19 protein-coding genes and 2 tRNA genes are annotated in these 17,080 nt (G+C 65.1%); 13 read left to right on the top strand and 8 right to left on the bottom strand.

From position 1 onward, the window contains the following. Nucleotides 1-94: 94 nt before the first annotated feature. Nucleotides 95-171, bottom strand: a tRNA-Arg gene (locus tag ACZ2IA_RS07400). 138 nt (nt 172-309) lie between these two features. Here ACZ2IA_RS07400 and ACZ2IA_RS07395 point away from each other — a divergent pair. Then, nucleotides 310-1,059, top strand: coding sequence for a c-type cytochrome (locus ACZ2IA_RS07395; protein ID WP_470291930.1), 750 nt, complete (start codon nt 310-312; stop codon nt 1,057-1,059). 80 nt (nt 1,060-1,139) lie between these two features. On the opposite strand, the gene ACZ2IA_RS07390 is transcribed toward ACZ2IA_RS07395, so the two are convergent. The 3 genes from ACZ2IA_RS07390 to ACZ2IA_RS07380 form a co-directional block, all read right to left on the bottom strand. Further along, entirely contained in the window at nt 1,140-1,445 is a 306-nt protein-coding gene (locus tag ACZ2IA_RS07390) for a hypothetical protein (protein WP_470291929.1), read from the bottom strand. Next, nucleotides 1,421-1,837: a class I SAM-dependent methyltransferase gene (locus ACZ2IA_RS07385; RefSeq protein ID WP_470291928.1), complete on the bottom strand. Its 417-nt coding sequence runs from the start codon at nt 1,835-1,837 to the stop codon at nt 1,421-1,423. The genes ACZ2IA_RS07390 and ACZ2IA_RS07385 overlap by 25 nt, the downstream gene beginning before the upstream one ends. A gap of 72 nt (nt 1,838-1,909) precedes the next feature. Further along, complete coding sequence (locus ACZ2IA_RS07380) at nt 1,910-3,919, bottom strand: UvrD-helicase domain-containing protein (protein ID WP_470291927.1); 2,010 nt, start codon at nt 3,917-3,919, stop codon at nt 1,910-1,912. A gap of 121 nt (nt 3,920-4,040) precedes the next feature. On the opposite strand from ACZ2IA_RS07380, the gene ACZ2IA_RS07375 reads away from it, so the two are divergent. After that, nucleotides 4,041-4,862 carry a symmetrical bis(5'-nucleosyl)-tetraphosphatase gene (locus ACZ2IA_RS07375; protein WP_470291926.1) on the top strand — a complete coding sequence of 274 codons (822 nt, stop codon included), beginning with the start codon at nt 4,041-4,043 and terminating at the stop codon, nt 4,860-4,862. On the opposite strand, the gene ACZ2IA_RS07370 is transcribed toward ACZ2IA_RS07375, so the two are convergent. Continuing rightward, complete coding sequence (locus ACZ2IA_RS07370; protein ID WP_470291925.1) at nt 4,798-5,625, bottom strand: lysophospholipid acyltransferase family protein; 828 nt, start codon at nt 5,623-5,625, stop codon at nt 4,798-4,800. The genes ACZ2IA_RS07375 and ACZ2IA_RS07370 overlap by 65 nt on opposite strands. A gap of 42 nt (nt 5,626-5,667) precedes the next feature. Continuing rightward, nucleotides 5,668-6,486: a bifunctional DNA-formamidopyrimidine glycosylase/DNA-(apurinic or apyrimidinic site) lyase gene (mutM, locus tag ACZ2IA_RS07365; protein WP_470291924.1), complete on the bottom strand. Its 819-nt coding sequence runs from the start codon at nt 6,484-6,486 to the stop codon at nt 5,668-5,670. A 123-nt stretch (nt 6,487-6,609) separates the two neighbouring features. Between mutM and ACZ2IA_RS07360 the strand changes: the two genes are divergently transcribed. The 7 genes from ACZ2IA_RS07360 (at nt 6,610) to pth (ending at nt 12,290) form a co-directional block, all read left to right on the top strand. Next, nucleotides 6,610-8,370: a tetratricopeptide repeat protein gene (locus tag ACZ2IA_RS07360; RefSeq protein ID WP_470291923.1), complete on the top strand. Its 1,761-nt coding sequence runs from the start codon at nt 6,610-6,612 to the stop codon at nt 8,368-8,370. Further along, nucleotides 8,367-8,930 (top strand): lipoprotein insertase outer membrane protein LolB, encoded by a 564-nt coding sequence (gene lolB / locus ACZ2IA_RS07355; protein ID WP_470291922.1) that lies wholly within the window; start codon nt 8,367-8,369, stop codon nt 8,928-8,930. The genes ACZ2IA_RS07360 and lolB overlap by 4 nt, the downstream gene beginning before the upstream one ends. Nucleotides 8,931-8,977: 47 nt before the next feature. Then, complete coding sequence (ispE, locus tag ACZ2IA_RS07350) at nt 8,978-9,820, top strand: 4-(cytidine 5'-diphospho)-2-C-methyl-D-erythritol kinase (protein ID WP_470291921.1); 843 nt, start codon at nt 8,978-8,980, stop codon at nt 9,818-9,820. Nucleotides 9,821-9,832: 12 nt separating this feature from the next. Further along, a tRNA-Gln gene (locus ACZ2IA_RS07345) sits at nt 9,833-9,907 on the top strand. 88 nt (nt 9,908-9,995) lie between these two features. Then, on the top strand, nt 9,996-10,979 hold the full coding sequence (locus ACZ2IA_RS07340) for a ribose-phosphate pyrophosphokinase (protein WP_470291920.1): 984 nt from the start codon (nt 9,996-9,998) through the stop codon (nt 10,977-10,979). Between the two features lie 76 nt (nt 10,980-11,055). Further along, nucleotides 11,056-11,637, top strand: a complete 582-nt coding sequence (locus ACZ2IA_RS07335; protein ID WP_470291919.1) for a 50S ribosomal protein L25/general stress protein Ctc — start codon at nt 11,056-11,058, stop codon at nt 11,635-11,637. Nucleotides 11,638-11,708: 71 nt separating this feature from the next. Next, on the top strand, nt 11,709-12,290 hold the full coding sequence (gene pth / locus ACZ2IA_RS07330) for an aminoacyl-tRNA hydrolase (RefSeq protein WP_470291918.1): 582 nt from the start codon (nt 11,709-11,711) through the stop codon (nt 12,288-12,290). A gap of 40 nt (nt 12,291-12,330) precedes the next feature. On the opposite strand, the gene ACZ2IA_RS07325 is transcribed toward pth, so the two are convergent. Then, the gene (locus ACZ2IA_RS07325; RefSeq protein WP_470291917.1) at nt 12,331-12,567 is read right to left on the bottom strand and encodes a hypothetical protein; all 237 of its coding nucleotides are present in this window, start codon (nt 12,565-12,567) and stop codon (nt 12,331-12,333) included. Between ACZ2IA_RS07325 and ychF the strand changes: the two genes are divergently transcribed. Then, nucleotides 12,566-13,657 (top strand): redox-regulated ATPase YchF, encoded by a 1,092-nt coding sequence (gene ychF / locus ACZ2IA_RS07320; RefSeq protein ID WP_470291916.1) that lies wholly within the window; start codon nt 12,566-12,568, stop codon nt 13,655-13,657. The two genes, ACZ2IA_RS07325 and ychF, sit on opposite strands and share 2 nt — an antisense overlap. A 15-nt stretch (nt 13,658-13,672) precedes the next feature. On the opposite strand, the gene ACZ2IA_RS07315 is transcribed toward ychF, so the two are convergent. After that, a complete protein-coding gene (locus tag ACZ2IA_RS07315) occupies nt 13,673-13,840 on the bottom strand; it encodes a hypothetical protein (protein WP_470291915.1) in 168 nt (55 codons plus the stop codon). 367 nt (nt 13,841-14,207) lie between these two features. On the opposite strand from ACZ2IA_RS07315, the gene ACZ2IA_RS07310 reads away from it, so the two are divergent. From ACZ2IA_RS07310 to ACZ2IA_RS07300, 3 genes are all read left to right on the top strand, one after another. Next, the gene (locus ACZ2IA_RS07310; RefSeq protein ID WP_470291914.1) at nt 14,208-15,380 is read left to right on the top strand and encodes a dienelactone hydrolase family protein; all 1,173 of its coding nucleotides are present in this window, start codon (nt 14,208-14,210) and stop codon (nt 15,378-15,380) included. 165 nt (nt 15,381-15,545) lie between these two features. Then, nucleotides 15,546-16,328 (top strand): transporter substrate-binding domain-containing protein, encoded by a 783-nt coding sequence (locus ACZ2IA_RS07305; RefSeq protein ID WP_470291913.1) that lies wholly within the window; start codon nt 15,546-15,548, stop codon nt 16,326-16,328. A gap of 77 nt (nt 16,329-16,405) precedes the next feature. Beyond that, the gene (locus tag ACZ2IA_RS07300; protein WP_470291912.1) at nt 16,406-17,071 is read left to right on the top strand and encodes an amino acid ABC transporter permease; all 666 of its coding nucleotides are present in this window, start codon (nt 16,406-16,408) and stop codon (nt 17,069-17,071) included. Nucleotides 17,072-17,080: the final 9 nt, after the last annotated feature.

Below are 17,080 nucleotides of genomic sequence, written 5' to 3'. Positions count from 1 at the left end.
ATGGCCTGGAACGTAGCCGTGATGCGGAATGCCGGCGCGATGCAAGCGATTGATTTGATTGTGCTTGTTTTGAGGCGAGATAGTGATGCAGGGCTGGCGCACCCGACAGGGATCGAACCTGTGACCTTCAGCTTCGGAAACTGACACTCTATCCAACTGAGCTACGGGTGCGCAGAGCCACAGAGAATAGCCGAACAGGCCCATCCTGTCCAGCGTAGGGTTTTTGCCATGCCGCATGGGCTTACCGTATAATCGCGTGCAATAATTTATTGAATGTCATGAGATATTTTTCAGGCGAGGCTTAGTGCGATGAGTAATGAAAACAACATGGCGCCCGGCTCGGTCATCAAGGTGATCGTGGGTATCATCGTCTTCGTGGTGGCGGCGATCTGGCTGCTCGCCAAGCTGGCAACCAGCGGCTACGAGGTGGACGCCCAGGTGATGACCAAGGAAGCGGTGGCCGCTCGTCTGAAACCGGTCGGCGACTCGGTGGCCAGCGACGCGCCGCCGGGACAGCGTACCGGGGAGCAGGTGTTCAAGGCGGTTTGCATCTCCTGTCACGGCACCGGCCTGGCCGGTTCGCCGAAGTTCGGTGATGCGGCTGCCTGGGCGCCGCACATCGCCAAGGGCTACGACACCCTGATCGACCACGCGCTGCACGGCTTCAGCGCGATGCCGGCCAAGGGGGGCTCGCCTGACCTGTCCGACGACGAAGTGAAGCGCGCGGTGGCCTTTATGGCCAACGCCGGTGGCGCCAAGTTCACCGAGCCGTCGGTCGGTGGTGCTGCCGGTGCAGCCGGTAGCGCGGCGCTCGACCCGCAAGTGGTCGGCAAGAAGATCTTCGACAGCGTCTGCACCGCCTGCCACTCGACCGGCGCCGCCGGGGCACCGAAGTTCGGCGACAAGGCCACCTGGGCGCCGCGCCTGAAGCCGGGCCTCGACGAGGTGGTGAAGATCGCCACCAAGGGCCTGAACGCGATGCCGCCGAAGGGTGGCTACACCGGCAGCGATGCCGAGTTCCGCGCCGCGGTCGAGTACATGGTGAATGCGTCGAAGTAAGCCTTCGATACCAGCATGACACAAAAAACGCACTGCCGAGGCAGTGCGTTTTTCATTGGTGGGATCCCGAAGAGGGCGGCTTAACGAGGCTTGATCGCGACCGCGTTGACCAGCGTCTCCTCGCGGCGCTCCGGCACCTTGCGGCCGATCCACTCGAGAAAGCCGATGTCCGATCGGCTCCACCACAGATACGGCATCGAGACGCGCGCGTCGGGCAGCTCGAAGCCGGCGCCGCGGATGATCGCTAGGTACTCGCCGGCGGTCTTCTGCACGTCCATCGGGTGGCGGAACAGCAGCCGGATCGGCAGCGAGTGGATGTAACGCTTGGTCGACTCGGCAAACAGCAGCACGCCACCCGGTTTCAGCACCTGGAAGAACTCGGCCATCGCCGCTTCCGTTCGACCAGGTGGTGGAAGGTCTGGTGGCAGTACACCAGGTCGACGCTTTGATCGGGCAGGCTCATCGCCGACGCGTTGCCGAACTGCAGCTCGACCGGGCAGCGACACTGCCGCGCGGCGCTGCCGGCGCGCGCTTCGATGCCGGGGTCGGCGTCGAGCGCGATGATCCGCTCCGGCGCAAACCGTTCGGCCAACTCGGCGAAGGCGTGGCCGAAGCCGCAGCCGACGTCGAGGATGCGTGGGTAACGGCGGTCGGGTTCCGGAAGCAGGCGCGTGAGGTCGTTCAGCGCGCGACGCAGCACGTGGATTTTCCAGGTTGGGGTGTTGAGGAACCAGTTGCCGAAACGGGTTTCTTCGACAAAGGGAAAAGCTGTGGTCATCAGGCGGGTCGCGCGTTTAATGAAAAATGCATTTTCGCGCATTTCATCCCGGCCGGCGAGCCGTCTGGCGGCTTATTCCGTCGGCTTGTGCTTGTCGGCCAGCAGCGCCGCCAGGTTGGCGAGCCGCGCCTTGCCCTCGCTCTTGCTGACCAAGGGTTCGGCACCCGGTTTGCCGAAGTAGCGCAGGTCGGCCGCGTCGATCTCGGCGATGAAGCGCGACGGCTCGACGAACTGCCAGTCGCCGGCGCGCCGGCGCTTGACGCAGTGGGTGAGGGTGAGGCTGCGCTGCGCGCGGGTGATGCCGACGTACATCAGCCGGCGTTCCTCCTCGACCATGCCGTTGTCGACCGATTCGCTGTGCGGCAGGATGCCTTCCTCGCAGCCGACCAGGAACACGTGCGGGTATTCCAGGCCCTTGCTCGCGTGCAGCGTCGACATGTGCACCGCGTCGACCTCGCCCTCGTCGCGGCCCTCCAGCATCGTGATCAGCGCGATGGTCTGCGTGAGTTCGATCACGTTCTTGCCGTCGGCCTCGCCCTTCTTGGCGAGCCAGGCGACCAGCTCCTGGACGTTCTTCCATTTCGTCTCGGCCGGACGCGGCTCCTCGCTGTCGTACAGCCAGGCTTCGTAGCCGATCGCCTTGAGCATCTCCTGCACCAGCTCGCCGGCCGGTTCGCGGCTGGCGCGGTAGGTCAGCGTGTTGATGAAGCGGCAGAACTCCTCGAGCGGTGCCAGCTGCGCCGTCTGCACCTGTTGGCGGAAGCCTTCCTCCTGCGCGGCGACGAACAGCGCCTTGTGGCGCTCGCCGGCGTAGGCGCCGAGCTTCTCCAGCGTGACGTTGCCGACGCCGCGCTTCGGCGTGGTCAGCGCGCGGATGAACGCCGGGTCGTCATTCGGATTGGAGACCAGGCGCAGGTAGGACAGCACGTCCTTGATCTCGGTGCGGTCGAAGAAGCTCTGGCCGCCGGCCATCTGGTAGGGGATGCGCTGGTTGCGCAGCGCCTGCTCGATGATGCGCGCCTGGTAGTTGCCGCGGTACAGGATCGCGTAGTCGGCGAAGCTGGTGCGGTTCTCGAACTTGTGCGCGAGCAAGCGGCTGATCACCGTCTCGGCCTCGTGCTCTTCGTCCTTGCACTGCACCACGTGGATCGGCTCGCCGAGGCCCAGCTCGCTCCACAGCTGCTTCTCGAACAGCTTGGGATTATTGGCGATCACCGAGTTGGCGGCGCGCAGGATGCGGGCGGTGGAGCGGTAGTTCTGCTCCAGCTTGATGATCTTGAGCTTCGGGAAGTCCTGCTGCAGCAAGCGCAGGTTTTCCATATTGGCGCCGCGCCAGGCGTAGATCGACTGGTCGTCGTCGCCGACCGCGGTGAACATGCCGCGCACCCCGGTCAGCAGTTTGACCATCTGGTACTGGCAGGTGTTGGTGTCCTGGTATTCGTCGAGCAACAGGTAGCGCAGCCGGTTCTGCCACTTCTCCAGCACCTCGGGATGGTTGCGGAACAGTTCGATCGGCAGGCGGATCAGGTCGTCGAAGTCGACCGCCTGATAGGCGGTCAGCGTCGCCTGGTAGCTCAGGTACACCTGTGCGCAGACCCGGTCCCACTCGGTTTCGGCCAACGTCACCCGCTGCTCGGCCGACTGGAAGTCGTTCTTCCACAGCGAGATCTGCGAGGCGACCTTGCGGATCTCGTCCTTGCTGGTGGTCTTGAGCAGGTCGGCGATGATCTTGCCGGCGTCGTGCGCGTCGAGGATCGAGAACTGTGGTTTGTAGCCCAGGTGCGGCGCTTCCTCGCGCAGGATGCGCATCCCCAGCGAGTGGAAGGTCGACACGGTCAGGCCCTTGGCCTCGGCCGGCGACAGGATCTTGCCGACCCGCTCCATCATCTCGCGCGCCGCCTTGTTGGTGAAGGTGATCGCGGCGATGTTCCGTGCCGAAATGCCGGCGTGGCGCACCAGGTGGGCGATCTTGAAGGTGATCACCCGGGTCTTGCCGCTGCCGGCGCCGGCCAATACCAGCAGCGGGCCGTCCAGATAATGGATGGCGGCGCGTTGCGGCGGATTGAGGTCGGGAGCGCTCATCGGAGGAGGGGGCGATCAACTGTCACGGAGGCCGGGCATTGTAGCACGCGGGCTTGGGGTATCATTTGACTCAGGGCGACGCATAATGCCGGTCGCCGACACTGATTAAGGATAGTCATCCATGGCAAGTTACGCGATTGGCGATATTCAGGGCTGCTTCGAGCCGTTCCAGCAGCTGTTGCGTACCATCGAGTTCAACCCGGGCCGCGACACGCTGTGGCTGACCGGCGACCTAGTCAACCGCGGCCCCGCTTCGCTCGAGGTGCTGCGCTGGGTGATGCGCCACGACGATTGCGTGCAGACCGTGCTCGGCAACCACGACCTGCACCTGCTAGCGATATCCGAGGGCTTCGGCCGCGTCAAGGCCGACGACACGCTGTCGGCGGTGCTCAGCGCGTCCGACGGCAAGCTCCTGTTCGACTGGCTGCGCTGCCAGCCGCTGATGGTGGCCGACCAGGAATTCGCGATGGTGCACGCCGGCTTGATGCCGGACTGGACGATAGGCAAGGCGCTCAGGTTGGCCGAAGAGGTGGAGAGCGAGCTGGCCGGGCCGGGCTTTCGCCGTTTCATGTCGCAGCTGTACGGCAACAAGCCGGTGCGCTGGAGCGACGAGCTGCGCGGCATGGACCGGCTGCGGCTGGTGGTGAACGCGATGACGCGGCTGCGTTACATCAACCGCGACGGCGAGCTCGATCTGTCGTTCAAGGGCGAGCTCGCCAATGCGCCGGCGCATCTGATCCCGTGGTTCGACGCGGCGAACCGGCGCAGCACCACGCTGCCGATCATCTGCGGCCATTGGTCGGCGCTCGGCCTGTATCTGACCGACGAGGTGATGGCGATCGACACCGGCTGCCTGTGGGGCGGCAGCCTTACCGCGGTCAGGCTGGAAGATCGTCAGGCGTTTTCGCTGGCCTGCGTGGCTGAGCGGGAGCTGGCAGTGTAAGGCCGAGGCCGCTCGCCACCTCGGCACGCGCCGCTTCGGCCAGCCGGAAGCGGCTGCAGTCCTCGTCGGAATGCGCCTGCAACGGTTGGCCGAACACCAGCTCGATGGTGCCGGAGGGCATCGTCAGGATGCGGCCGAGCGAGTGGAAGAAGCTGATCTGGTCGATGTAGGCCGGCAGGATGGTCAAGCGGCCGTGCTCGTCGAGGTAGCGTAGCGCCACCGGTTGCACCCGGCTCGACGCCATCCGTGCCGACTCGAACAGCGAGGCCTTGAACGGCAACAGTCCGGTGCCGTCCGTGGTGGTGCCCTCCGGGAATACCGCCATGCAGCTGCCCTGGCTGAGCGAGTGCGCCAGCTGCTCGTTGACGCGGGTGGCGTCGCGGCGGTTGCCGCGGTCGATGAACACCGTGCCGGCGTTCTTGATCATCCAGCCGATCACTGGCCAGCGCCGCAGCTCGCGCTTGGCGACGAAGCGCGACACGGTGACGCTGTTGAGCGCGAAGATGTCCAGCCACGACACATGGTTGGCGACCAACAGCGTATTGTGCGCCAACAGGTCTGGCGCCCTGCCGAGCACCCGGATGTTCATCCCGAGAATGTGGATCAGCTGCGCCGACCAGCGTTGGTTGACCGCCGCGCGGGCGGCGTGGCTGAGCCGGTGGTAGCGGAACGCCAGCAAGCCGAGTCCGCGGAACAGATGGCCGGTCAGCCGGCCAAGCCGGATGACGCGGGTGAGCAACGACGAGGAAGAACGACCGGCCATGCGCGAATCAGTCAGTAATCGGTGAAAAAACAGGCAGCCACTCTAGCACGGCTGGCACAGCGGGCAATAGTAGCTACTGCGCTGACCTTGGCGTAACTGGCGGATCGGTGTGCCGCAGCGGCGGCACGGTTCTTCCTGGCGGGCGTACACAAAGTAGGTCTGCTGGAAGTAGCCCGGCTCACCGCCGGCGCCGACGAAGTCGCGCAGCGTGCTGCCGCCGGCCTCGATCGCGCGCGCCAGTACCATCTTGACGGCGTCGGCGAGGCGCTGGCAGTCCGGGCGGCTAAGCCGGCCGGCGGCGCGGGTCGGGTTGATCCCGGCGTGGAACAGCGCCTCGTTGGCGTAGATATTGCCGACGCCGACCACCAGATGGTTGTCCATGATCGCCTGCTTGATCGCCACGCTGCGGCCCTTCAGCGCCCGGTAGAGGTGCTCGCCGTCGAAGGCGTCGGACAGCGGCTCGGGACCCAGGCTCGCCAGCAGCGGATGCAGCTCGATCGGGCCGATATGCCACAGCACCGCGCCGAAGCGGCGCGGGTCGCGGTAGCGCAGCAACTGGCCGGTCGACAGCTGCCAGTCGACATGGTCGTGTTTTTCCGGTGGCGTGCCGATCGGCACGAAGCGCAGGCTGCCGGACATGCCCAGGTGGACGATCAGCGTGCCGTCGGCGAACTGGAGCAGCAGGTACTTGGCGCGCCGCGTCACCGCCAGCACCTGCTGGCCGGCGAGCCGTTCGGCGAGATCCGGCGGCAGCGGCCAGCGCAGCCGCGGGGTGCGCACCGTGACCCGTTCGATGGTGGTGCCGATCAGCCCCGGCGCAACGCCGCGACGGGTGGTTTCGACTTCCGGCAACTCCGGCATGGAAAATCCCTCTAAATCCCGTGAAAAAGCCCGGCCTGACTCGGGTAGCCGGCAGCGGGCATGCTATTCTACTCGCTGGCGCGAACCGCTGAACCGCACTGGATCACGATGACTTTCTCCCGGATGACACTTTCTCGCACGCTTCCGCTCTTGCTGGTCTGCCTGTTGGCGGGCTGCGCCCATTTCCGGCCGGCGGCACAGGCCGTACCGGCCGCAAGCCGCGAAGAGACCGCCGCCGCCCACGAAGCGGCCGAAGCGAAGGCCAAGGCCGATGCCGAGGCCCGGTTGCCCAAGGTCGAACTGACCGACCAGCTGCTGTTCGGCGTGCTCGCTAGCGAGATCGCCGCGCAACGCGGTGTGCCAGCCAGCTCGGCGCTGACCTATCTGGAGCTGGCGCGCCAGACTCGCGACCCGCGCCTGGCGCAGCGCGCCGCCGAGTTTGCGATGGTGTCCGGCCAGCTGAAGATCGCGACCGATGCCCTGAAGCTGTGGGTCGAACTCGACCCGACCGCGGACGCCGCGCGCGAGCAGCTGTTCATCACGCTGCTGCGTTCCGGCAAGTTGGCCGAAAGCCGGCCGCTGATCGACGACCTGCTGCAGCGCGAGCCGCAGCGCGCCGGGGCGATCTTCATCCAGCTGGCGCGGCTCACCTCGCACCAGGCTGACAAGCAGGGCGGTTTCGCGCTGGTCAGGGAGCTGGCGGCGCGCTACCCCGACCTGCCCGAGGCGCGCTTCGCGCTGATCGCGATCGCCAGCGAGGTCAACGACCAGGCCACCATCGCCGCCGAGTTCGACAGGCTGGCGGTGTTGGCGCCGAAGTGGGACCTGCCAGTGGCCTGGCAGACCGACCGCTTGCGCCGCACCGACCCGAACGGCGCGATCGATTTTCTCAAGCGCGAGCTCGACCGTCGTCCCGACGCCAGTCTCGAGCTGAAGATGGCGTACCCGCGCCTGCTGGTCGGCGCCAAGCGCTTCGACGAGGCGCTGGCGGCGTTCTCCGCGCTGTTGAAGAGCAATCCGAAGAACCCCGACCTGCTGTTCGCCGTCGGCCTGCTGTCCTACCAGCTCAACGATTTCCCGAGTGCCGAGCGCTACCTGAAGGGCGCGCTCGACGCGCATTACCCGGATTCCGACTTCCTGCGCTACACGCTCGGCCAGCTGGCCGAAGACCGCGACCGCCCGGCCGAGGCGACGGGCTGGTTCGAGCAGGTCGGCCAGGGCCCGCAGTTCCTGCCGGCGCAGGCGCGGCTGGCGGAGCTGGAGGCCAAGGACGGCAAGCTCGATCAAGGGCTGGGCCGGCTCGCCGGCCTCGGCAAGACCGCGCAGGAGCGGGCCCAGGTGGCGATCATCGGCGCGCAGATCGCCCGCGAGGTGAAGCAGCCGCAACGCGCCTACCGGGTGCTCAGCGACGCGCTCGCCGCCGCGCCGGGCACGCCGGAATTGTTGTACCAGCGCGCGCTGGTCGCCGACCAGCTCGGCAACATCGGCGGCTCCGAACGCGACCTGAAGGCCTACCTGCACGAAAAGCCGAACGACCCGCAGGGTCTGAACGCGCTCGGCTACACGCTGGTCACCCGTACCACCCGCTACAAGGAGGCGCATGGCTACATCCAGCGCGCGCTGAAGCAGGAGCCGGACAACCCGATGATCCTGGACAGCATGGGCTGGGTGCAGTACAAGCTCGGCCACCTCGACGCGGCGGAGAAATACCTGCAGCGCGCCTTCGCGCTGCTGCCCGACCCGGAAGTGGCCGCCCACCTCGGCGAGGTGCTGTTCAAGCGCGGTCATGCCGCCGAGGCGCGCGCGGTCTGGGCCAAGGGCAAGGCGCTCGACCCGGCTCACGCTGTGCTGAATGACACCATGCACCGCCTGGAGGGCGAATGATCGCCCGCCGTTTTGGCCGCGCGCTGCTGCTGGCCGCGACCCTGCTGCTGGCCGCCTGCGCCACCCAGCAGCCGTTCCAGCCTATCACCGCGCCGGGCCAGGTGCTCGATACGCCGTTCAGCGCCTCCGGCCGGCTGGCGGTGAAGGTCGACGACAAGGGCAGTTACGGCAATTTCGAGTGGCAGCACGCGCCGGCGCGCGACGTGGTGTCGATCACCACCCCGGTCGGCAGTACCGTCGCCCGGCTCACCCGCGATGCCGACGGCGTGGTGCTGGTCGCCGACGGCAAGGAAACCCGTTCGGCCAACGTCGAAGAGCTGACCAGCGAGACGCTAGGCTGGACGCTGCCGCTCGACAACCTGATCTGGTGGATCCGCGGCCAGGCGGCGCCGGGCATCGCCAGCATTCGCCAGCCGGACGGCACGCTGCAACAGCAGGGCTGGACCATCCGCTTCTTCCGCGACGATGGCGACCACGCCAGCCTGGTGCCCAAACGGGTCGAGCTGGCCCGCGAGGGGCTGTCGATCAAGTTGGTCACGCACGCCTGGCAGCAGCCTTGACGCGGCCATTCGGCCAACCTGTTAAACCGATTCTTCCGATCTAGCCCATGAGCCCCGTTTTTCACGCCTTTCCCGCCCCGGCCAAGCTCAACCTGATGCTGAAGGTGACCGGCCGGCGGCCCGACGGCTACCACCTGCTCGAGACGGTGTTCCGCTTCATCGACCTCGCCGACACCGTTGAACTGGCGGTCCGCGACGACGGCGTGATCGAGCTTGAGACGCCGATTCCGGGGGTCGACCCCGAGGCCGACCTGACGGTGCGCGCCGCGCGGGCGCTGCAACAGGCCAGCGGCAGTGGACTCGGCGCCAGCATCCGTTTGACTAAGCGTATCCCGATGGGCGGCGGCCTCGGCGGCGGCAGCTCGGACGCGGCCACCGTGCTGATCGCGCTCAACCGACTGTGGAACACCGGTCTCGCGCGCGAGCAACTGATGGCGCTCGGCCTGCGGCTGGGTGCCGACGTGCCGGTGTTCGTGTTCGGCCAGAACGCCTTCGCCACCGGGGTCGGTGAGGAGCTGACCCCGCTCGATCTGCCGGAAAACTGGTACGTGGTACTGCGCCCGGACGTGCATATTCCAACGGCGGAAATTTTTTCGTCGCCGTTGTTGACAAGGGATTCACCCCCCTCCATAATGCGAACCCTCGAAACAACGCAGCAACGTCAGAACGACTTGCAAGGCGCGGTTCGAAAGATTTACCCGGTGGTGGACCAGGCGCTCAACGAATTGGGTGAATACGGTCCGGCACTGATGACCGGCTCCGGAAGTTGTGTATTTCTGGAGTGCGAGACAAAAGACCAGGCAAGCAAAGTTTTTGAGCAGTTGTCGACGACGTGGCGCGGATTTGTCGCAAAAGGGTTAACTAACCATCCGCTGTTCGACAAAGGCTGACAATCGGTTTACTGGGGAGTCGCCAAGTGGTAAGGCACCGGATTTTGATTCCGGCATTCGTAGGTTCGATCCCTACCTCCCCAGCCAAGAACTTCACATATATTATGAAGTGAATAAAAGCGTGTAAGTTAACCCTTACACGCTTTTTCTTTGTTCACCGACAGGCACGAGAATCATGGCGGCATACGACAGTTTGATGGTCTTTACCGGAACGGCCAATCCGGAACTCGCACAGAATGTGGTCAAGCACCTCGACATTTCGCTCGGACGCGCCGACGTCGGCCGCTTCTCCGACGGTGAGGTAGCGGTGGAGCTGCTGGAAAACGTCCGCGGTCGCGACGTGTTCATCCTGCAGTCGACCTGTAACCCGACCAACGACAACCTGATGGAAATCCTGACCATGGCCGACGCGCTCAAGCGTGCCTCGGCCGGCCGGATCACCGCCGCGATTCCGTACTTCGGCTACGCGCGCCAGGACCGTCGTCCGCGTTCGGCCCGGGTGCCGATTTCGGCCAAACTGGTGGCCAACATGCTGGACACCGCCGGCATCGACCGCGTGCTGACCGTTGACCTGCACGCCGACCAGATCCAGGGCTTCTTCGACATCCCGGTGGACAACGTCTACGCCACCCCGGTGCTGCTCAAAGACATCGTCGCGCAGCGCTTCGAAGACCTGCTGGTGGTCAGCCCGGACATCGGCGGCGTGGTGCGTGCGCGTGCCACCGCCAAGGCGCTGAACGCCGATCTCGCGATCATCGACAAGCGTCGCCCGAAGGCCAATGTGGCCGAAGTGATGAACATCATCGGTGACGTGTCGGGCCGTACCTGCCTGATCATCGACGACATGATCGACACCGCCAACACCCTGTGTAAGGCCGCTTCGGCGCTGAAAGAGCGCGGCGCGGTGAAGGTGGTCGCCTACGCCACCCACGCGGTGTTCTCCGGCCAGGCGGTCGACCGCATTCAGAATTCCGACATCGACCAGGTGGTGGTGACCGATACCATCCCGTTGTCCGCGCAGGCGCGTGCCTGCTCGCGCATCCGCGCCGTATCGATCGCCGGCCTGATGGCCGAGACGCTGCGCCGGATCAACAACGAAGAGTCGGTGTCCTACCTCTTCAACGAGGAACTGGTTTCGACAGGCGCCTGCCTGCCGTAACATCGCTCGCGCTGGTCGCGGCGGAGCGGTGATTTTCAATCGGGGCGGTGATAGCCGCCCGTAAAGGAGTTTTACCATGGCATTCGAACTGATTGCTGCCAAGCGTGCTGAACAGGGCACTGGTGCGAGCCGCCGCCTGCGTCACGCTGGCCAGACCCCGGCGGTTGTTTACGGTGGCGAGAAAGCCCCGGAAGCAGTCACCGTTGACCACAACACCCTGTTCTACGCGCTCAAAGACGAAGCGTTCCACACCAGCGTGATCGACCTGGTGGTTGACGGCGCCAAAGAGCCGGTGCTGGTGCGCGACTTCCAGATGCACCCGTACAAGCAGCAAGTGATGCACATCGACTTCCAGCGCGTGAACCTGAACGAAAAAGTTCACGTGAAAATCGGTCTGCACTACATCAACGCCGACGCATCGCCGGCGGTGAAGCTGCACGGCGGCCGCGTTTCGCACATCCTGAACGAAGTGGAAGTGCGCGCTCTGCCGGGCCAGCTGCCGACCTTCATCGAAGTGGACCTGTCCGCTGTCGTTGGCGGCCAGATCGTTCACCTGTCCGACGTGAAACTGCCGGAAGGCGTGGAAAGCGTTTCGCTGCTGCGCGGCGAAGACCTGGCCATCGCTTCGGTTTCGGGCAAAGTGAAAGCCGCCGAATAAGTCTGCCTCTGGCATGACCCAAGCCCGTTGTGTGCCTCGGCCACAGCGGGCTTTTTCATTGAGCGAGCAAGATGAGTGGGATTCGATTGATCGCCGGCCTGGGCAACCCCGGGCCGGACTATGCGCGTACCCGTCACAACGCTGGTTTCTGGCTGATCGACGAATTGGCGTGGCAGCTGAAGGCCAGTTTCAAGTCGGAGAGCAAGTTCTTCGGCGAGGTGGCGCGCGCCAACACGCCGGCCGGCGAAGTGTGGCTGGTGAAGCCGATGACCTATATGAACCTGTCCGGCCAGGCGGTCGTGGCGCTGGCGCGCTTCTACAAGATCGCCCCGGAAGAGGTGCTAGTGGTGCACGACGAACTCGACCTCGAACCGGGCGTGGCGCGCTACAAGCAGGGCGGCGGCCACGGTGGCCACAACGGGCTGAAGGACATCATCGCCCGGCTCGGTTCGCCGAATTTCTGGCGGCTGCGGCTCGGCATCGGCCACCCGGGCGAGCGCCACGAGGTGGTCAACTTCGTGCTGAAGAAGCCGAGGAGCGAGGAGCAGACGCTGATCGACGACGCGATCCTGCGCGCGCTGGACACGCTGCCGACGGTGCTGAGCGGCGACTTCGCCGGGGCGATGAAGACGCTGCACACGGTGCCGCGCTGAGCTTTGGTCTCGACAGTGGGTCCGGGTCAAGGGCGGCCTGTCATTGGCGATCGAGAATGACGTTAAGCAATTCGTCATTGTCAGGAGCTTCGTCATTGGCAAGCCGCGACACCACCCCGAGCGAGCGGTGCCGCCCGGCAGTGGACGGCGGGCTTTGGCGCGCAAGCTGATATAATTGTTTTTTTACGCGAATTTCCGTCTGCGGGAGCGCGGCCGGCCAGGCTTGGCCGAAGCGCGGCAGCCGGCAGCACAGACCCGTTTCAGAAGGACACCCCATGAGTCTCCAGTGTGGCATCGTCGGCCTGCCGAACGTCGGCAAGTCGACCCTGTTCAACGCCCTGACCAAGGCCGGCATCGAAGCCGCCAACTACCCGTTCTGCACCATCGAGCCGAACGTCGGCATCGTCGAGGTGCCGGATGCCCGCATGGCGCAGCTGAGCGAGATCGTAAAACCGCAGAAGATCCAGCCGGCGATCGTCGAGTTCGTCGACATCGCGGGCCTGGTGGCGGGCGCGTCGAAGGGCGAGGGCCTCGGCAACCAGTTCCTGGCCAACATCCGCGAGACCGACGCGATCGTCAACGTGGTGCGCTGCTTCGACGACGACAATGTGGTGCACGTGGCCGGCCGGGTCGACCCGATTTCCGACATCGAAACCATCATTACCGAACTGGCGCTGGCCGATCTGACGACCGTGGAAAAGGCGATCCTGCGCGACGGCAAGAAGGCGCGTTCGGGCGACAAGGAAGCGATCAAATCGGTGGCGGTACTGGAAAAGGTGCGCGCGCACCTCGACCAGGGGCACCCGGCACGTTCCCTGAAACTCGATGCGGAAGAGCTGGTACTGCTGAAACCGTTCTGCCTGCTGACGATCAAGCCGGCGATGTATGTGGCCAACGTCGCCGAAGACGGCTTCGAAAACAACCCGCACCTGACCCGCTTGCAAGAACTGGCGGCGAAAGAAGGCGCCCCGGTGGTCGCGCTGTGCGCGGCGATCGAGTCGGAAATCGTCGAGCTGGACGAGGCCGACAAGGCCGAGTTTCTGTCCGAGATGGGCTTGGAGGAGCCGGGCCTGAACCGCCTGATCCGCGCCGCCTACAAGCTCTTGGGCCTGCAGACCTACTTCACCGCTGGGGTGAAGGAAGTGCGCGCGTGGACCATCCATGTCGGCGACACCGCGCCGCAGGCGGCCGGCGTGATCCACACCGACTTCGAGCGCGGCTTCATCCGCGCGCAGACCATCGGCTTCGACGACTTCATCGCCTGCGGCGGCGAGGCGAAGGCGAAGGAAGCCGGCAAGATGCGCTCGGAAGGCAAGGAATACGTGGTGAAGGACGGCGACGTGATGAACTTCCTGTTCAATGTCTGAGCGGCAGCTGCTGCGTCACTGGAAAAGCCCGGTATAAACCGGGCTTTTTTCATGGTTCAGCCGATACCGGCAAGAACCAGCCGACAGCGCGGGTTGAGCATGGCGCGGGCCGGCCGATGCGGGCAAAGCCCGGAACTGGGCGCTCGGTTTGGCGGGCTGATGCGGTTCGGTGCCGGGATTCATGACGTTGCTGTCGTGACAAGCCGGATGGGTTGATTGGGAAATGACGTTTCAGAGTGAGTGGCGCCGACTCGGCCAAGGTATTGGGCCCCCCTTCTGACGCTGTGTCTCGGGCCGTATTGGCTTGGGCGCCTGGAAACCCTACCCGCACTGGGGCTGGCGGAATGCCGGACAAGACGCCTGGAGCATCGCTGCTTCCTGTTTGCATCCCACCCTGTTCGCTTGCCGGATGACATAAAACATCCACTCGTCGGCAAGCCGTAATTTCGTCGCCACGGTTCGAGATTTTGAGATAGAGTCACGGGCTGGAAAACGTCTCTTGTCATCGGATCTCGTTGATATGCCTGTGGTTTTTCTTAGAAAAACGCCTTTGGCGTTATTGCTGGCCTCGCTCCTTTTGCTGCTGGCCAGCGCAGGGTGTCACGCCGGGGAGGTGGCGCTCGACGCGTCGCTCAACGAGCAGGTGATCAGCGTGCCGGGAGATGCTGCCCATCCGGTCGCGCTGCAAGCCACGCTGTTCAAACCGAACGGCCCCGGTCCGTTTCCGCTGGTGGTGATGAACCACGGCAAGGATGCGGGCCACCCCGAGCAGCAGCCGCGCTACCGTGCCGCCTACGCGACCCGCTACTTCCTGGCGCGCGGTTACGCGGTGGTGCTGCCGATGCTGCGCGGTTTTGCCGGGTCGGGCGGGCGCTTCGAGCTGCATCATTGCGATCTCGAAGCGGACGGCCAGCAGCAGGCCGCCGACATCCGTGCGGTGATCGACTATATGGCGAAGCAGCCGGGCATCGATGCCCGTCGTATCGTCGTGGCCGGGCAAAGCTTCGGCGGCTGGAACACCCTGGCGGTCGGAACGCTCAACCATCCGGGGGTGCGCGCTCTGGTCAACTTCTCGGGCGGGCTCAACGAGCCGCAATGCGCGTGGTGGGCCTCGCATCTGGCCAGCGCCGCCGGCCATTACGGCGCGGCCACCCGTGTGCCGTCGATCTGGTTCTACGGCGATAACGACAGCATCTTCGCGACCTCCACCTGGCGCAGCATGCACGAGAGCTATACGGCCGCCGGTGGGCAGGCCGAACTGGTGGCGGTCGGCAACTTCATGAACGATTCGCACAATATGCTGGCACGCGCGGAGGGTCTGGCGCTGTGGGCACCCAAGATGGACACCTTCCTGGCGAAGCTCGGCTTGCCGAACCAGATCGTCCATACCCGCTACCTGCCCGCCGCGTTTCCGCCTCCGACCCACTTTGCCGCGATCCAGGATGTCGACGCGGTGCCGCGGCTGGACGAGCAAGGCCGGCAGCGCTACCGCGAGTTTCTCGCCCAGAACCGGCCGCGGGTGTTCGTGATCGGTCAGGACGGGACGGCGGTATCCGTCAGCGGTGGCTACGATCCGCTCAACCGGGCGCTGGCGGCGTGCCAGGAACACTCCAGCCACTGTCATCCCTACGCGGTCGACGACCAGGTGGTGTGGCAGCAGCCGTCGGCGCAGACGCGGACCGCCGCCTTGGCCGATGCCGCTCCGATCGGCAGCTCGGACTAAGCTTGGCCGTCCGCGACAAGGGTCAGTTATGTGATGCAGCAGTGTGGCCGATAGCGACATAGAATGTCATCGATAGGCATTACCAACTGGTCAGATCGTATGCGAGTTGGTAAATTCCGCATCGTTATGTTGTTATCAACACTAATAACTAAAGGCCATATATAAATGAAAAAGCTGCTTGTTTCGCTGGCCCTGCTGGCCACCGCCTCGTCGGCGTTCGCCGCCGACCTGATCGACACCGTGCACCAGCGCGGCACGCTGAAGATCGGCCTGGAAGGCACCTACCCGCCGTTCAACTTCAAGGACAGCAAGCAGCAGCTGACCGGCTTCGACGTCGACGTGATCACCGAAGTGGCCAAGCGCCTGAAGGTGAAGCCGGAATTCACCACCGCCGAATGGAGCGGCCTGCTGGCCGGCCTGCAGGCGGGCAAGTTCGACGTGGTGGTCAATCAGGTGTCGATCACCCCGCAGCGCCAGCAGGTGTTTGACTTCTCGGTGCCGTACACCATCTCCAGCCCGCAGCTGATCGTGCGCAAGAACGAGACGCGCGGCTTCAAGAGCCTGGACGACCTGAAGGGCAAGAAGCTCGGCGTCGGCCAGGGCAGCAACTACGCCGACATGGCGAAGAAGGTCGCCGGCATCGAGGTGAAGACCTACCCGGGCGCGCCGGAATACCTGCAGGACCTGGCCACCGGCCGGCTCGACGCGGCGCTGAATGACAGCCTGCTGATCCCGTTCGCGATCAAGGAATCGAAGCTGCCGGTGAAGGCCGGCGCGCCGGTCGGCGAGACGGTGACGATGGCGATCCCGTTCGCCAAGGGCAACCCGCAGTTCAAGGCCGCGATCGACGGCGCGCTCAACGGCATGAAGGCCGACGGCTCCTTCAAGAAGATCTCGGTGAAGTGGTTCGGCACCGACGTGTCCAAAGCGCCGGTCGCGAAGAAATAAGCGCCGTTTCGCGTTAAAATAGCCACCATTGCCATACGCCCCCGCCCAGTGCGGGGGCGTCGTCTTTGGGGGAGTGCATGGATCATCCGTGGTGGGAACTGGCCGAGCTGGCGTGGCCGGTGTTGCTGAAGGGTACCGGCTACACGCTGGCGTTTGCGGTGGTGTCGATGGTGCTCGGCCTGGCGCTCGGCTTCGTCGTGGCGCTGTTGCGCGTGGCGAAGGTGCCGGTGCTGGCGCGGATCGCCGCGCTGTACGTCAGCCTGATCCGCGGCACGCCGCTGTTGGTGCAGATCTTCGTGATCTACTACGGCCTGCCGAGCGTCGGCATCGAGTTCTCGCCGCTGAGCGCCGGCATCCTGTCGCTGACGCTGAACGTGGCGGCCTACCTGTCCGAGAGCATGCGCGGCGCGATCGCCGGGGTGGCGCGCGGCCAGTGGGACGCCGGCCTGTCGCTGGGCCTCTCCTGGTGGCAGACGATGCGCTTCGTCGTCGCGCCGCAGGCGCTGCGCCTGGCGGTGCCGAGCCTGTCGAACAGCCTGATTTCCTTGATCAAGGACACCTCGCTGGTGTCGGTGATTACCGTCACCGAGCTGATGCTGGCGACCAAGGAGGTGATCGCGCAGACCTTCCAGCCGCTGCCGCTGTATCTGGCTGCCGCCGGGGTGTACTGGCTGCTGTCGGCGAGCTTCGAGCGGCTGCAGAAGCGGGTCGAGCTAAGGCTGGAGCGGGCGCATCAGCGCTGAGGCTACGAA

Source organism: Crenobacter sp. CS_VA4 (genome assembly GCF_055597485.1).
Note: the sequence above shows the minus strand (reverse complement) of the source record. Positions and strands in the feature narration are given on the sequence as shown.

Excerpts from the sequence above, each read along its gene's own strand:
- ACZ2IA_RS07375 (WP_470291926.1), top strand. The coding sequence starts at position 4,041 with ATGGCAAGTTACGCGATTGGCGATATTCAGGGCTGCTTCGAGCCGTTC.
- ACZ2IA_RS07300 (WP_470291912.1), top strand. The coding sequence starts at position 16,406 with ATGGATCATCCGTGGTGGGAACTGGCCGAGCTGGCGTGGCCGGTGTTG.
- ACZ2IA_RS07335 (WP_470291919.1), top strand. The coding sequence starts at position 11,056 with ATGGCATTCGAACTGATTGCTGCCAAGCGTGCTGAACAGGGCACTGGT.
- ACZ2IA_RS07370 (WP_470291925.1), bottom strand. The coding sequence starts at position 5,625 with ATGGCCGGTCGTTCTTCCTCGTCGTTGCTCACCCGCGTCATCCGGCTT.
- ispE (WP_470291921.1), top strand. The coding sequence starts at position 8,978 with ATGAGCCCCGTTTTTCACGCCTTTCCCGCCCCGGCCAAGCTCAACCTG.
- ACZ2IA_RS07390 (WP_470291929.1), bottom strand. The coding sequence starts at position 1,445 with ATGGCCGAGTTCTTCCAGGTGCTGAAACCGGGTGGCGTGCTGCTGTTT.
- ACZ2IA_RS07385 (WP_470291928.1), bottom strand. The coding sequence starts at position 1,837 with ATGACCACAGCTTTTCCCTTTGTCGAAGAAACCCGTTTCGGCAACTGG.
- ACZ2IA_RS07395 (WP_470291930.1), top strand. The coding sequence starts at position 310 with ATGAGTAATGAAAACAACATGGCGCCCGGCTCGGTCATCAAGGTGATC.
- ACZ2IA_RS07325 (WP_470291917.1), bottom strand. The coding sequence starts at position 12,567 with ATGGGGTGTCCTTCTGAAACGGGTCTGTGCTGCCGGCTGCCGCGCTTC.
- ACZ2IA_RS07340 (WP_470291920.1), top strand. The coding sequence starts at position 9,996 with ATGGCGGCATACGACAGTTTGATGGTCTTTACCGGAACGGCCAATCCG.
- ACZ2IA_RS07360 (WP_470291923.1), top strand. The coding sequence starts at position 6,610 with ATGACACTTTCTCGCACGCTTCCGCTCTTGCTGGTCTGCCTGTTGGCG.
- mutM (WP_470291924.1), bottom strand. The coding sequence starts at position 6,486 with ATGCCGGAGTTGCCGGAAGTCGAAACCACCCGTCGCGGCGTTGCGCCG.
- ACZ2IA_RS07315 (WP_470291915.1), bottom strand. The coding sequence starts at position 13,840 with ATGAATCCCGGCACCGAACCGCATCAGCCCGCCAAACCGAGCGCCCAG.
- ychF (WP_470291916.1), top strand. The coding sequence starts at position 12,566 with ATGAGTCTCCAGTGTGGCATCGTCGGCCTGCCGAACGTCGGCAAGTCG.
- ACZ2IA_RS07380 (WP_470291927.1), bottom strand. The coding sequence starts at position 3,919 with ATGAGCGCTCCCGACCTCAATCCGCCGCAACGCGCCGCCATCCATTAT.
- lolB (WP_470291922.1), top strand. The coding sequence starts at position 8,367 with ATGATCGCCCGCCGTTTTGGCCGCGCGCTGCTGCTGGCCGCGACCCTG.
- pth (WP_470291918.1), top strand. The coding sequence starts at position 11,709 with ATGAGTGGGATTCGATTGATCGCCGGCCTGGGCAACCCCGGGCCGGAC.
- ACZ2IA_RS07305 (WP_470291913.1), top strand. The coding sequence starts at position 15,546 with ATGAAAAAGCTGCTTGTTTCGCTGGCCCTGCTGGCCACCGCCTCGTCG.